This window comes from Streptomyces sp. NPDC054887 (assembly GCF_053610585.1).
The window spans coordinates 101,736-115,794 of the sequence record NZ_JBSGYQ010000017.1; the positions used below are offsets into that span (position 1 = coordinate 101,736).

Sequence of the window (14,059 nt, forward strand, 5' to 3'; positions counted from 1 at the left end):
AGGCTCGGGTCGTGTGGGCCGGGCGGTGGCGGTGGGCTCGGCGCGTGCCAGGGCTTTCCCCTACGGGCAGGTTGAGGGTTGCGATGGAACCCTCGGCCTGCCCGTTCCGTTTACGGTGGAGAGACCACGCGAGCCGAGTGGACCGACAAACGGAGGGGCGCTCATGGAAGCCGTCACGCTGATCCTCATCCTGGCGCTGCTTTTCGTGGCGTTCGTGGCGGCGGGGGTGTACGTGAGCGTCAAGGCGGTCGGCGCTGCCAAGCGCGGCGTGGACCGCAAGATCACCCAGGCGCGCCGCACCGTCGAGGACACCACGCTGCGGGCGAAGAGCTTCGGTCAGGTGGGCGTCGCCGGGGAACTGGCGCAACTGCGGCTCGACCTGCGTACGTCGATGAGGGCCACCCGCGAGGCGCTGAACGCGGGCGTGGCGGAGGACGCCTCCCTGTCGGAGTCCGTCGCCCTGTTCGAGCGACTGAGCGCCCACGGCCACGAACTGGACGACGACCTGAAGCGGCTGGAGCGCGAGCCGGACAAGGCACGGGTCGCGGAGCGGCTGCCGGAACTGCGGGAGCGTACGGAACGGGTGACGCACGCGGCCGACTCGCTCCGGTGGGCGGCGCGGGACCGGGCGCAGCGGTTCGCCGACGACGACCTCGCGGCCCTGAGCGCGCAGATCGAGGTGGAGTCGGGGGCGCTGCGGCACTGGGCGACGGGTCCCGACGCCGACGCGTCACGGTCGGCGGCGGCGGACGGTGCGGGCGCCGCCGGGGCCGCCGGAGCCGGCGCGGGTACGGGTCGCCGGCAACAGGAGCCCGAGGGGGACGAGGCGGCGCGCCGGCCGGCTTCCGGGCCGGAGGCGATCACGGCTCGGGACCCGCAGTGGCAGCCGACGTACCCGTGGCAGAAGACGGCCCGCCCGGAGGGCACGGTCTGAGCCTGTTCGGCCGGTACTGGCCGGGACCGGGCGGTGGGAGTTTCCCGGGACGGTCCGGGGGCACCTGGATCCGGCCGGGGCGCGGTAGGGGACCTTCCGCAGGCACAGGAGGGGACCGTCCGGAGGCGCAGTACGGGACCGTTCGCGGCACAGGACGGGATCGTCCGGTGATGCACTGCCGGTGATGCACTGTCCCAGGTTGTCCATCGGGCGTCGTTTGCGATCTTCCGGGGCCGTTACGGGACAGTTCCGGCACCCGGGCGGATCATTGAGCGGGCCCGGACTGCCGCCGGGCGTCCCCGCCGGGTAACCTCCCGCTCATGTCCCGCCATGTCGCGATCGTCACCGATTCAACGGCCTACCTGCCGCAGCAGACGATGGAGCGGCACGGCATCACCTCGGTGCCGCTGACCGTCGTCATCGGCGACCGGGCCCTCGAAGAGGGCACCGAGATCTCCGCCCGGTCGCTGGCCCAGGCCCTGCAGAAACGCCGGTCCGTGACGACCTCGCGGCCGAGCCCCGAAGTGTTCGCCGCCGCCTACCGCGCGGCCGCCGACGCGGGGGCGAAGGGAGTCGTGTCGCTGCACCTGTCCTCCGAGTTCTCCGGTACGTACGACGCCGCCGTGCTGGCCGCGCGGGACGCGCCGGTGCCGGTACGCGTCGTGGACACCGGCATGGTCGCGATGGCCCTCGGTTTCTGCGCGCTGTCGGCGGCGGAGGTCGCGGAGGCCGGCGGCACGGTTGACGAGGCGGTGGCCGCCGCGGAGAAGCGCGCGGCCGGGATGTCGGCGTACTTCTACGTGGACACGCTGGACTACCTGCGCCGAGGCGGACGTATCGGAGCTGCGCAGGCGCTGCTGGGTTCGGCGCTCTCCGTGAAGCCGTTGCTGGAGCTGGACGGCGGCCGTATCGAAATGCTGGAGAAGGTACGGACGGCGTCCAAGGCGATCGCCCGGCTGGAGGAGCTCGTCGCCGAGCGGGCGGGCAGCCGGCGCGTGGACATCGCGGTGCACCACCTGGCGGCTCCCGAGCGGGCCGAACGGCTGGCGGAGCGGCTGCGCGTCCGGATCGGCGGCCTGGCCGAGCTGCACGTCAGCGAGGTGGGGGCGGTGATCGGCGCGCATACGGGGCCGGGGCTGCTGGCGGTGGTGGTCGCGCCTCACTGAGGCCGCGGGCCCCGGCGGGACGGGTTGGGCGTCACTGAGGCCGAACTTCAGCCTTCCGGGTGGCGGAGATATCCACAACCGGGGGGTTCTCCACCGGAATTGACCATGATCAGCAGGCCGGGGCGGATATGCCTAGCGTCTCCTGCATGGCTTCTCACACACGCTCACGTTCGCGATCCGCTACCAGTGGCCCGGGCCGCGCCCAGGCTTCCGACGGCCGGGCCGCCGACGGCCGCGCTGGTGGTGCCCGGCCTCGCCCGAGGCACGGCCCGGGCGGGCGGCGTCTGCGCCGCCGCGTCCACGAGGCCGCCGCTTCGGCGGCGTTGCGCCGCCGGGCGGCGGCGCTCTTCGAGTCGCCACCGCGCGGACGCCCACCCGCGGCCGACGGGCCCACGGCTCGTGCCCCGCTTGCGCCGCTGCCGTTATCCCGTACGCCGCTGTCTCCGGCACCGGGTGCAGCCGGGTGGGCCGCTGCCGGCTCGGGGCGCTACCAGTCGCTCCCTGTCGGCTCGGAGCCTTCGGACTCGGGACCCGCGCGCGCCGTGGCTCGTGCGGCGCCCTCCCGTACCCCGCAGGTGTCGCCGCGTGCCGCGGGCGTCGGGCACGCCGGTGGGGTGCGGACGGTGGCCGCCGGGGCGGGGTGCACCGGGCCGCTGCCCGGGCCGGGGGAAGCTGAGGACCGTGGCGCCGAATCGGCGGCGAATGGTCCGGTGCTCGTGCAGGCCGCCGGCGGCGCGGACGCCGACGTACCGGCCCGGGGTCATGGCGTGCGGCGGGCGCGGGCGGCCGTGCTGGAGCGGCTGCCGGTGTGGGTCCATTCGCGGTGCGGATTCGAACCGAGGACGCTGGCCGCGTTGGCGGTCGTCCTGCTCGTGACCGCCGTCTTCGCCGTCCAGCACTTCTGGTCGGGGCGGCCCCAGCCCGTACGGCCTCCGCAGGTGGTGGGCGGGGACCAGGTCCCGGGGCGCCCGCAACCGTCGCCGGGACAGCCTCCGGCTTCGGCCGGCGGTGAGCCGGGCCGGGCGGCCGGTTCTGGCGGCGAGGGGCGCATCGTCGTGGACGTCAACGGAAAAGTACGCCGGCCCGGCCTGCACCGGCTGCCCGCCGGCGCCCGGGTGGCGGACGCGCTGCGGGCCGCCGGCGGCGTCAAAGCGGGTGCGGACACCGCCGGACTGAACCGCGCGCGCCTGCTCATGGACGGGGAGCAGGTGGCCGTGGGGGTGCCCGGACCGCCCGGCGCCGCCGGTCCGCTCGCCCCCGCAGGTCCGGGCGCGGCCGGTGCCGCGGGACCGGTGGGCCTGAACGCCGCCACCGCCGAGCAGTTGGAGACGCTGCCCGGGGTCGGTCCCGTGCTGGCGCAGCACATCATCGACTACCGCACCCAGCACGGCGGTTTCCGTTCCGTCGAAGAGCTGCGCGAGGTCAAGGGGATCGGCGACCGCCGGTTCGCGGACCTCCAGCCGCTCGTACGGCCATGACGCGCCCGGCTGTCCACGACGCCTCCGGACACCGGCTCGGGGCCTCCGACCCACGGGAGGAGGGGCCCGCGGATCTGCGTCTGGTGCCGCCCGCGCTGGCCGCCTGGGGTGCGGCCGCCGTCGCGCTGGGGATCACCGGGCGCCGGGCGGCGGCGTTCGCGGTGCTGTGCGTGGTGACGGCGGCCGTGCTGCTGGTCGTCAGGGGAGTGCGGCGCAGGCGGGTGTCCGATTCTCGTGGCGCCGCGCGCCGGCCGGCGGCCCGGAGCGGTTGGCCGGGCGTGATGGCTTTCGCCGCCGTACTGCTGTGCGCGGCGGCCGGGGCCGCCTCCGCCGGGTTGCACGCGGCGGACCTGCACCGTGGCCCCGTGCCCGGCCTGGCGAGCCGGTACGCGTACGTCACGACGGAGCTGACGGTCACCTCGGACGCCCGCACGGTCCGGCCCCGCGTGCGCGGCGATCAGACGCTGCCGAGGCTGCTCGTGCTCAACGCGGACATCACGCGCGTCACCCGCCTCACCGGAGGCGACCGGGCAGCGACCGACGTCCGCACCCCGGTCCTGCTGGTCATGCGGGCAGGCGGGCCGGACGCGGCCCACTGGCAGCGGTTGCTGCCGTCCACCGGGCTGCGTCTGACGGTGCGGCTCGCACCGCCGTCGGAGGGCGGCGGGGACCGGGTCGCCGCCGTGCTGCGCGTGCCGGACGGCGCACGGCCGCAGACCGTACGCCCACCGAGTGCCGTGCAGCGCGCCGCCGGTGGGCTCAGGGCCGGCCTGCGCGAGGCGACCGACGGACTGGCACCGGACGCGCGGGCCCTGCTGCCGGGGCTCGTCGTCGGCGACACCTCCCGCGTGCCGCCCGAGTTGCAGGAAGCCTTCGAGGCCACCGACCTCACCCACCTTCTCGCGGTGTCCGGCAGCAACCTCACGATCATCCTGGTCCTGCTCATCGGACCGCCCGGCACGGCGCTGCGGGCGGAACGCGGCGGGCTCGCCCCGCTCCTCGGGATCCCGCTCCGGGTGACCGCCCTGCTCGGCGGGGGACTGACGCTCGCCTTCGTCGTGGTGTGCCGCCCCGAGCCGAGCGTGCTGCGGGCCGCCGCCTGCGGGCTGATCACGCTGCTCGCCATCGGCACCGGCCGCCGCAGGCAACTGATCCCGGCGCTCGCGGCCGCCGTCCTGCTGCTCGTCCTGTACGACCCGTGGCTGGCCCGCAGTTACGGCTTCCTCCTGTCCGTGCTCGCCACGGGCGCCCTGCTCACCATCGGTCCACGCTGGAGCGCCGCGCTGCGACGGCGCGGTGTGCCGCCGAGGCTCGCCGAGGTACTGGCGGCGGCCGCCGCCGCGCAGGCCGTGTGCGCGCCCGTCGTCGCCATGATGGCGGCCCGGGTGAGCCTGGTGGCGATCCCCTGCAATCTGTTCGCCGAGTTCGCGGTCGCCCCCGCGACGGTCCTCGGCTTCGCGGCGCTCGCCGCGGCTCCGGTGGCGATGCCCGTCGCCGAACTGCTCGCCCGGTGCGCCGGCTGGCCGGCCGGATGGATCGCGGCCGTCGCCCGCGCGGGAGCCGCGCTGCCCGGCGCGGAGGTCGACTGGCCGGGCGGCTGGCGCGGCGGGCTGCTGCTGGCGGCCCTGACGGTCGTCGCGATCACGGCCGCCCGCCGCCTCCTGGGTCACCCGTGGCTGAGCGCCGCCTGCGCGCTGCTGCTGGTCGTCGCCGTCCTGCGGCCCGCTCCGGTCACGCGGATCGTCACCGGCTGGCCGCCGCCCGGCTGGAAGTTCGCCATGTGCGACATCGGCCAGGGGGACGCGTCCGTTCTCGCGGCGGGCGACGGGACGGGCGTCGTCGTCGACGCGGGTCCGGACCCCGGACGCGTCGACCGCTGCCTGCGTGCGCTCGGCGTCACCAGAGTCCCGCTCGTACTTCTCACCCACTTCCACGCGGACCACGTGGCCGGGCTGCCGGGTGTCCTGCGCGGACGGTCGGTGGGAGAGATCCGGACGACGACCCTCCAGGAGCCCTTGGAGCAAAGCGCGTTCGTCCGCAGGACGGCGGCCGAGGCGCGCGTACCGCTGCTGGAGACGGCGCCGGGGGAGCGGCGCCGGATCGGCCCGCTGTCCTGGCGGGCCCTGTGGCCGCCGCCCTTCCCCGCTCCGGACCCCGGGGAACCCAACGACGCCAGCGTCACGCTCCTGGTCCGCTCCGGCGCCCTCAGCCTGCTGCTCCTGGGCGACCTCGAACCACCGGCGCAGCAAGCCCTGCTGAGGACCCATCCGAACCTTCCGCCCGTGGACGTACTGAAGGTCGCCCATCACGGCTCCGCCTACCAGGACCCCGCTCTGCTCGCCCGTGCCCGTCCCCGGCTGGCCCTGGTGTCCTGCGGCCGGGACAACCCGTACGGCCACCCCTCGCCCCGTACGCTCACCGCACTGCGCACGGGCGGAGCGACGGTGCTGCGCACGGACACGGACGGGGCGATCGCCGTGACGGGGGCGGGTGCCGGCCTGCGAGCGCTGCCGGAGGGCAGAGACGCCGGCCCCTAGACGAGCCAGTGGCCGTCCCGCATCAGCTCCCGGTCGGGCAGTTCGTTCTCCTCGCGCCACGCCTTCACGGTGCGCGGTGCGAGGCGGAGGTAGACCCAGGCCTGCCGGTCGCGCGGGTCCCAGCCGCGCAGCTTCGCCGCGAAGGCGTCGGCGGAGCCGGCCGCCAGCTGCGAGCCCTCCACCGGCTCGACGGCACCCTCGATCAGCACCACGTCCCTGGTGTGGCCGAGACAGACGCGCGCCTCACCGGCCGGGGTGAGGTTGCGCGCCGTCGGGTTCGTCCGTCGCGTGCACATCAGGATCGTGTCGCGGTCCCAGACGAAAGACAGTGGCACCAGGCACGGCACGCCGTCCGGCGAAGCCGTCGCGACCCAGAGGTCCTCGTCCTGCGCCAGGCGGTCGAGTACGTCCTGCTTGCGCTGTTCGCGGGAGCGCGCCGGTTCGGTGATCGTCATGCCCGCAGGCTAGCGACACGCCTCCCGCACACACCTCGGCCGAACGCCCCAGGCCCGGGGACGGGGACAGGGACGGGGACGGGGACGGGGACGGCCGAGCCCGGCCGACGGCCTCGCGAAGCCATCGCCCGAGACCGGCGAGAGGGCGGTCGGCCGGTCCGAGGTCAGCCGACAGGTTCGGCCACGCGCGCGAGCAGCGCGGCCGACTCCTCCGGCGTGAGGGCGTTGCCGTACACGAGGTCGCCGGTCATGCCGGGGAAGAAGCGGCCTGCCGGCCAGTTCCTCCGGTACGCGGGCGGGTCGAGAACCACGAGCCGGACACCGTCCACGACGGGGATGTCCGACGGTCTGCCTTCGTTCCATATCAACTCGCCGTCGACGCCGACCATGTCGAAGGAGCCGACGGTCGGCACCATCCCGGCCTGGTCGCGGCAGCAGGCGACGGCTTCGGCCGACGGCGCTTCGCCCGCTACGAGACCCCGGCCGATCAGGGCGTCGGCGAGGAGGGTGTGCAGTTGGAAGTTGTCGCCGACGCCGGAGACGCGCAGGGCGAAACCGGCGCCGGTCGCGCGGTCGAGCGCGACGAGCGGCTCGTCGTCGAGGACGGCGAGGGCGTAGTCGAGGCACTTGAACGGATCGCCGGACAGCTCCGCGACCCGGGCGACCGCGGTCCGCAATCCCTCACGATCCGGCACAGCGCGGCGCACGTGCGCGGAGTTGAGCACGGCCACGCAGGCCATCTCGAACTGGGGCAGCGCCTGCCAGGCCATGACGGGCTGGAAGCCGATCCGCTCGAAGTCGGCCTCCTCCAGGCCCTCGCCCTCGTGGCCGGGCAGCCCGCCACGCCCTCCGGCCGCCCACCGCTCGCAGAACACCGCAGCCTGCTCGAAGGCGTCGAGGGCGCTCGCGAATACGGCGGGTGCGCAGGCCAGCGGGTCGGCGCCGCGCTCGACGCACGCCCCGACGACCACGGCCACCACCGCGCGCGGCCCGGGCGGAACCTCTCCGAGCAGGGCGGCGAGCCGAGGCCCCGCTGCCCGCAGATCGGCGTCCGCCGCCTTGCCGAGACTCTGCGTCAGCCGCGCGAAGGCACGCTCAGCCGCGTCCGAGTCCTGCGCCCGAACAGCCGCTTCCAAGTCCCCGACGGCGGCCCGGAACCGCCCACGTCCGAATATCATCCGCGCACCCTAGCCGACGCCGCGACAGGCCCCGGACTGCGTGCCCGCCGCTGCCGCCCGGCACCCCCGACCTCAGAACATGCCGGGCGAATGAGCCCGGCGGAGCCGGTGGAACCGGGCGCCTGCTACCGCGCGTCAGGGGCGTTCGAGCCAGCCCTCGTACTCACCGGCCAGGGCGTGCAGCGCGTCGTCGTCGAGCCGGGCGCCCGGGTCCTCGACGACGACCAGCCACTGCGCGTCCTCGGCGTCGTCCTCGCCGGCCAGCGAATCCCGTATCAGCTGCGGCTCCTCGACGGCTCCGAAGCGCTCGCAGACCGCTACGGCCACCTCCTCGGCGGCTTCCCGGTCGGGCAGGACGAGTACGTGTCTCACATCGCTCACCTGCCCATTCTCCAACACGAACGTCTCCCGGCACGCGACGGACCGCCTACGCGGGCGCCCGTCCCCGCGAGGAGCTGTCAGTGGGCCGTGGGATGCTGGACCACGATGGCCACCAGGAAGAACTCGACCGACGATCCGCTCGCCCCCCTCACCCTCGCCGTGGGGCAGGAGGACCTGCTGCTCGACCGCGCCGTGCAGCAGGTGGTGGCGGCCGCCCGCGCCGCCGACGCCGACACCGACGTACGCGACCTCACGCCCGATCAGCTCCAGCCCGGCACCCTCGCCGAGCTGACCAGCCCGTCGCTCTTCGCCGAGCGCAAGGTCGTCGTCGTGCGCAACGCGCATGACCTGTCCGCCGACACGATCAAGGACGTGAAGGCGTACCTGGACGCCCCCGCCGAAGAGATCACGCTCGTGCTCCTCCATGCGGGTGGCGCCAAGGGCAAGGGGCTGCTCGACGCCGCCCGCAAGGCCGGGGCCCGCGAGGTGCCCTGCCCCAAGACCACCAAGCCCGCCGAGCGGCTGTCGTTCGTACGGTCGGAGTTCCGGGCGCTGGGCCGCTCCGCCACCCCCGAGGCGTGCCAGGCCCTCGTCGACTCCATCGGCAGCGACCTGCGCGAACTGGCCAGCGCCGTGGCCCAGCTCGTCGCCGACGTCGAGGGGACGATCGACGAGGCCGTCGTCGGGCGGTACTACACGGGCCGCGCCGAAGCCTCCAGCTTCACGGTCGCCGACCGGGCCGTGGAGGGCCGGGCGGCCGAGGCCCTCGAGGCCCTGCGCTGGTCGCTGTCCACAGGCGTCGCACCCGTCCTGATCACCAGCGCGCTGGCCCAGGGCGTCCGGGCGATCGGCAAGCTGTCGTCCGCGCGCGGCGGCCGCCCCGCCGACCTCGCCCGCGAGCTCGGCATGCCGCCGTGGAAGATCGACCGCGTACGGCAGCAGATGCGGGGCTGGACGCCGGACGGCGTCGCGCTCGCCCTGCGGGCCGTCGCCGAGGCCGACGCCGGAGTGAAGGGCGGCGGCGACGACCCGGAGTACGCGCTGGAGAAGGCGGTCGTCACCGTCGCCCGCGCCGCCCGCCACCGCTAGCCGGTCGGCACGAATCGGTCGGAACGAACCGGTCCGCACGGACCGGTCCGCACCTGTCCGCATGCACCGGTCCGCACAAACCGGCCAGCGCGTAACCGCACCCTCCCAGCAGCGCGAACACCCACCACACCCCCCACCCCCACAGCACGAAGGCCCCGGCCCCCGTCCTGGGGAGGACCGGGGCCGGGGCCGACGTGAGAAGCCCTGAAGCCTGTCAAAGCCTTGTTGCGCCGCACCCGCGTGGCGAACGCAGGCCGCGTGCGGCGCGAGGTGCCGGGTCAGGAGCGGAAGAGAGGGCCCGCTGAGTCCCTACCGGCGATCGTGCGGGTCGTACAAGCGAATGCTCAGCCCTGCAGGGAGGCAACCTTGTGCGCCAGCGCCGACTTCTTGTTGGCGGCGGCGTTCTTGTGGATGACTCCCTTGGAGACTGCCTTGTCGAGCTTGCGGGAAGCCTCGCGGACGGCCACGGTGGCCTTCTCGAGGTCACCAGCGGTGACAGCCTCGCGGGCCTTGCGGATCGACGTCTTGAGCGAGGACTTGACGGCCTTGTTGCGCAGGCGCGCCTTCTCGTTCGTCTTGTTCCGCTTGATCTGGGACTTGATGTTCGCCACGAAAGAGCCTCTACAGGTTCGTTGGATCTTCGATGAGTGCCCCGCCGACCGGAGCGGCCCGCAGGCCGCTCAGAGGGTTGTGAGACACAGCTGCTCAGCGTACCAGCGGCCCGCCGTACGGCCCAAACCGAGACCCGCCCGCGGTCCGTGGGACCATGGAAGCTACGTATCGATCCAACATCGCCCCGAGACGAGACCCTGCGTGCCCGCGACTCCTACCCACGTGCCCGAGCCGAGCCGTACCGACCCGGCGCTGATCCGCAACTTCTGCATCATCGCGCACATCGACCACGGCAAGTCCACGCTCGCCGACCGGATGCTCCAGCTGACCGGTGTGGTCGACCAGCGGCAGATGCGTGCTCAGTATCTCGACCGGATGGACATCGAGCGCGAGCGCGGCATCACGATCAAGTCCCAGGCCGTACGGCTGCCCTGGGCGCCCAACGAGGGCCCGGACGTGGGCAACACCCACATCCTGAACATGATCGACACGCCCGGCCACGTCGACTTCACGTACGAGGTCTCGCGGTCGCTCGCCGCGTGCGAGGGCACGGTGCTCCTCGTCGACGCCGCGCAGGGCATCGAGGCGCAGACCCTCGCCAACCTGTACCTGGCGATGGAGAACAACCTCACGATCGTCCCGGTGCTCAACAAGATCGACCTGCCGGCCGCCCAGCCGGAGAAGTTCTCGGAGGAGCTGGCCAACCTCATCGGCTGCCAGCCCGAGGACGTGCTCAAGGTCTCCGCGAAGACCGGCCTGGGAGTGGAGGCGCTGCTCGACCGGGTCGTCCGCGACGTGCCGGCCCCGGTCGGCGTCGCCGACGCGCCCGCCCGCGCGATGATCTTCGACTCGGTGTACGACTCGTACCGGGGCGTCGTCACGTACGTACGTGTGGTCGACGGCCAGCTCAACAAGCGCGAGCGCATCCGCATGATGTCGACCAACGCGACCCACGAGCTGCTGGAGATCGGCGTCTCCTCCCCGGAGATGACGCCGTCCGACGGCATCGGCGTCGGCGAGGTGGGTTACATCATCACCGGCGTGAAGGACGTCCGTCAGTCCAAGGTCGGCGACACGATCACCTCGATGAACAAGGGCGCCACCGAGGCACTCGGCGGCTACAAGGACCCGAAGCCGATGGTCTTCTCGGGCCTGTACCCGCTGGACGGCTCGGACTACCCCGACCTGCGTGAGGCGCTCGACAAGCTCCAGCTCAACGACGCCGCCCTGGTGTACGAGCCGGAGACGTCGGCGGCCCTCGGCTTCGGCTTCCGCGTCGGCTTCCTCGGCCTCCTGCACCTCGACGTGATCCGCGAGCGCCTGGAGCGCGAGTTCGGGCTCGACCTGATCGCCACCGCCCCCAACGTCGTCTACCGCGTGGTGATGGAGGACGGCAAGGAGCACACGGTCACCAACCCGAGCGAGTTCCCCGAGGGCAAGATCTCGGACGTGTACGAGCCGGTCGTCCGGGCCACCATCCTCGCGCCCAGCGAGTTCATCGGCGCGATCATGGAGCTCTGCCAGACCCGGCGCGGCACGCTGCTGGGCATGGACTACCTGTCCGAGGACCGCGTCGAGATCCGCTACACCCTCCCGCTCGCGGAGATCGTCTTCGACTTCTTCGACCAGCTGAAGTCCAAGACGCGCGGTTACGCGTCCCTGGACTACGAGCCCACCGGCGAGCAGGCCTCCTCGCTCGTCAAGGTCGACATCCTGCTGCACGGCGACCGCGTCGACGCCTTCTCCGCCGTGACGCACAAGGACGCGGCGTACGCGTACGGCGTGCGGCTCGTAGCCAAGCTGCGCGAGCTCATCCCGCGCCAGGCCTTCGAGATCCCCATCCAGGCGGCCATCGGCTCGCGCGTCATCGCGCGCGAGACCATCCGCGCCATCCGCAAGGACGTCCTCGCCAAGTGCTACGGCGGTGACATCTCCCGCAAGCGGAAGCTGCTGGAGAAGCAGAAGGAAGGCAAGAAGCGGATGAAGATGGTCGGCAGCGTGGAGGTCCCGCAGGAGGCCTTCATCGCCGTACTGTCCAGCGACGACTCCGGCGGCAAGAAGAAGTAGTCACCACCCGCCACCGCGTTTCGAACCCGCACACGCAAGCGCCCTCCGTACTCACGGACGGGCGCTTTCGTGTGTGAGGGAACAGGAGTGATCAGCGGTTCCGTTCCGTTATGAAGCCGCGCGCCGCAGCCCCTTACGCCCCGGCCCCGCGCGCTTTACTCTGATCACCACTCGAAGGTTACTCGCCAGTTAAATACCAGCCAGTCGTGCAGCATGCCGCAGGCCCGGAGGACGTCGTGAGCGACACACAGACCTTGATCGAGAACCGGCCGCCGTCGGTCGCCGCCCTCTTCATTGAGCGCGTGGCCGCCACGCCCGATGCCGAGGCCTACCGCTATCCCGTACCGGCCGCCTCCGGGCAGGGCGCCGACGCCTGGAAGTCGCTGAGCTGGGGACAGGCGGCCGAACGGGTGCACTCCGTCGCCGCCGGCCTGATCGACCTCGGCGTGCAGCCCGAGGAGCGGGTCGCGCTCGCCTCCAACACCCGGGTCGAGTGGATCCTCGCCGACCTGGGCGTGATGTGCGCCGGCGCGGCCACCACGACGGTCTACCCCTCGACGAACGCGGAGGAGTCCGCGTACATCCTGGCCGACTCCGAGAGCCGGGTGCTGATCGCCGAGGACGCCTCGCAGCTCGCCAAGGCGCGCGAGCGCCGGGCCGACCTGCCGAACCTCGCCCACGTCGTCGTCATCGACGCCACGGGCGTCGAGCAGGCCGAGGACGACCCCGAGGGCTGGGTGCTGACCCTCGCCGAGCTGGAGAAGCGCGGGGCGGCGTACCTGGAGAAGCACCCGCAGGCCGTCACCGAGCGGGTGGAGGCCATCACCGCCGAGCAGCTCGCGACGCTCATCTACACCTCGGGCACCACGGGTCGCCCCAAGGGCGTGCGGCTGCCGCACGACTGCTGGTCGTACATGGCGAAGGCCACGGTGGCCACCGGTCTGATCAGCGCGACGGACGTGCAGTACCTCTGGCTGCCGCTCGCCCACGTCTTCGGCAAGGTGCTGACCTCGGGGCAGATCGAGGCCGGGCACGTCACCGCCGTCGACGGCCGGGTCGACAAGATCATCGAGAACCTGCCGGTGGTCCAGCCGACGTACATGGCCGCCGTGCCCCGCATCTTCGAGAAGGTCTACAACGGCGTCGCGGCCAAGGCGCGGGCCGGCGGCGGCGCGAAGTACAAGATCTTCCAGTGGGCCGCCGAGGTCGCCCGCGAGTACGCGAAGGTCACCCAGGACAACTTCCGCCGCACGGGCACCGCCTCCGCGCCCTTCGGACTGACCGCCAAGCACAAGGTCGCCGACAAGCTCGTCTACGCCAAGATCCGCGACGCGTTCGGCGGCCGGCTGCGCGCCTGCGTCTCCGGCTCGGCCGCGCTCGCGCCCGACATCGGCTTCTTCTTCTCCGGCGCCGGCATCCACATCCTGGAGGGCTACGGGCTCACCGAGTCCAGCGCCGCCTCCTTCGTCAACCCCGGCGAGGCGTACCGCACCGGCACGGTCGGCAAGCCGCTCCCCGGCACCGAGGTGCGCATCGCCGACGACGGCGAGATCCTGCTGCGCGGCCCCGGCATCATGCAGGGCTACCACCAGCTGCCGGAGAAGACCGCCGAGGTGCTGGAGCCCGACGGCTGGCTGCACACCGGGGACATCGGTGAGCTGTCCGTCGACGGCTACCTGCGCATCACGGACCGCAAGAAGGACCTGATCAAGACGTCGGGCGGCAAGTACATCGCGCCGGCCGAGGTCGAGGGCCGGTTCAAGGCGGTCTGCCCGTTCGTCTCGAACATCCTGGTGCACGGCGCGGACCGCAACTTCTGCACCGCGCTGATCGCCCTCGACGAGCCGACCATCCTCGGCTGGGCCAAGGAGAACGGCCTGGAGGGCAAGTCGTACGCCGAGGTCGTCGCGTCCAAGCGGACGGAGGAACTCATCGAGGGCTACGTCCAGCGCCTCAACGAGGGGCTCCAGCGCTGGCAGACCATCAAGAAGTTCCGGCTCCTGCCGCGCGACCTGGACATCGAGCACGGCGAGCTGACACCGAGCCTCAAGCTCAAGCGCCCGGTCGTGGAGCGCGAGTACAAGAACCTCATCGAGGAGATGTACGCCGGATCGCGCGAGGCGTAGCGCACGCGGGGGCGGCGGGCGGGACCGGCACACGGT

Annotated in this window: 11 protein-coding genes; 7 read left to right on the forward strand and 4 right to left on the reverse strand. The window is 72.9% G+C overall.

The genetic code is table 11. The annotated features are described in order from the left end of the window. The first annotated feature begins 163 nt into the window (after nt 1-163). The 4 genes from ACWGH0_RS12835 to ACWGH0_RS12850 all read left to right on the forward strand — a co-directional run bounded on the left by ACWGH0_RS12835 (nt 164) and on the right by ACWGH0_RS12850 (nt 6,115). Nucleotides 164-934: a hypothetical protein gene (locus ACWGH0_RS12835; RefSeq protein ID WP_453404193.1), complete on the forward strand. Its 771-nt coding sequence runs from the start codon at nt 164-166 to the stop codon at nt 932-934. Nucleotides 935-1,254: 320 nt separating this feature from the next. Then, nucleotides 1,255-2,100, forward strand: a complete 846-nt coding sequence (locus ACWGH0_RS12840; protein ID WP_453404194.1) for a DegV family protein — start codon at nt 1,255-1,257, stop codon at nt 2,098-2,100. A gap of 710 nt (nt 2,101-2,810) precedes the next feature. Continuing rightward, the gene (locus tag ACWGH0_RS12845; protein ID WP_453404195.1) at nt 2,811-3,578 is read left to right on the forward strand and encodes a helix-hairpin-helix domain-containing protein; all 768 of its coding nucleotides are present in this window, start codon (nt 2,811-2,813) and stop codon (nt 3,576-3,578) included. Continuing rightward, the gene (locus tag ACWGH0_RS12850; RefSeq protein ID WP_453404196.1) at nt 3,575-6,115 is read left to right on the forward strand and encodes a ComEC/Rec2 family competence protein; all 2,541 of its coding nucleotides are present in this window, start codon (nt 3,575-3,577) and stop codon (nt 6,113-6,115) included. Before ACWGH0_RS12845 ends, ACWGH0_RS12850 begins: the two co-directional genes overlap by 4 nt. On the opposite strand, the gene ACWGH0_RS12855 is transcribed toward ACWGH0_RS12850, so the two are convergent. The 3 genes from ACWGH0_RS12855 to ACWGH0_RS12865 all read right to left on the reverse strand — a co-directional run bounded on the left by ACWGH0_RS12855 (nt 6,112) and on the right by ACWGH0_RS12865 (nt 8,129). Continuing rightward, nucleotides 6,112-6,570, reverse strand: a complete 459-nt coding sequence (locus ACWGH0_RS12855; RefSeq protein WP_453404197.1) for a pyridoxamine 5'-phosphate oxidase family protein — start codon at nt 6,568-6,570, stop codon at nt 6,112-6,114. The two genes, ACWGH0_RS12850 and ACWGH0_RS12855, sit on opposite strands and share 4 nt — an antisense overlap. A gap of 164 nt (nt 6,571-6,734) precedes the next feature. Further along, the gene (locus ACWGH0_RS12860; RefSeq protein ID WP_453404198.1) at nt 6,735-7,748 is read right to left on the reverse strand and encodes a hypothetical protein; all 1,014 of its coding nucleotides are present in this window, start codon (nt 7,746-7,748) and stop codon (nt 6,735-6,737) included. Nucleotides 7,749-7,883: 135 nt separating this feature from the next. After that, a complete protein-coding gene (locus ACWGH0_RS12865; RefSeq protein ID WP_453404199.1) occupies nt 7,884-8,129 on the reverse strand; it encodes a hypothetical protein in 246 nt (81 codons plus the stop codon). 105 nt (nt 8,130-8,234) lie between these two features. Between ACWGH0_RS12865 and holA the strand changes: the two genes are divergently transcribed. Beyond that, nucleotides 8,235-9,218, forward strand: a complete 984-nt coding sequence (gene holA / locus ACWGH0_RS12870) for a DNA polymerase III subunit delta (protein ID WP_453404200.1) — start codon at nt 8,235-8,237, stop codon at nt 9,216-9,218. A 344-nt stretch (nt 9,219-9,562) separates the two neighbouring features. Here holA and rpsT read toward each other — a convergent pair whose 3' ends face one another. Beyond that, the gene (rpsT, locus tag ACWGH0_RS12875; RefSeq protein WP_028813489.1) at nt 9,563-9,829 is read right to left on the reverse strand and encodes a 30S ribosomal protein S20; all 267 of its coding nucleotides are present in this window, start codon (nt 9,827-9,829) and stop codon (nt 9,563-9,565) included. Nucleotides 9,830-10,031: 202 nt separating this feature from the next. Here rpsT and lepA point away from each other — a divergent pair, with 202 nt between their 5' ends. Continuing rightward, a complete protein-coding gene (gene lepA / locus ACWGH0_RS12880) occupies nt 10,032-11,897 on the forward strand; it encodes a translation elongation factor 4 (protein ID WP_453404201.1) in 1,866 nt (621 codons plus the stop codon). 236 nt (nt 11,898-12,133) lie between these two features. Then, nucleotides 12,134-14,023: an AMP-dependent synthetase/ligase gene (locus ACWGH0_RS12885; RefSeq protein ID WP_453404202.1), complete on the forward strand. Its 1,890-nt coding sequence runs from the start codon at nt 12,134-12,136 to the stop codon at nt 14,021-14,023. The last annotated feature ends 36 nt before the right edge of the window (nt 14,024-14,059 follow it).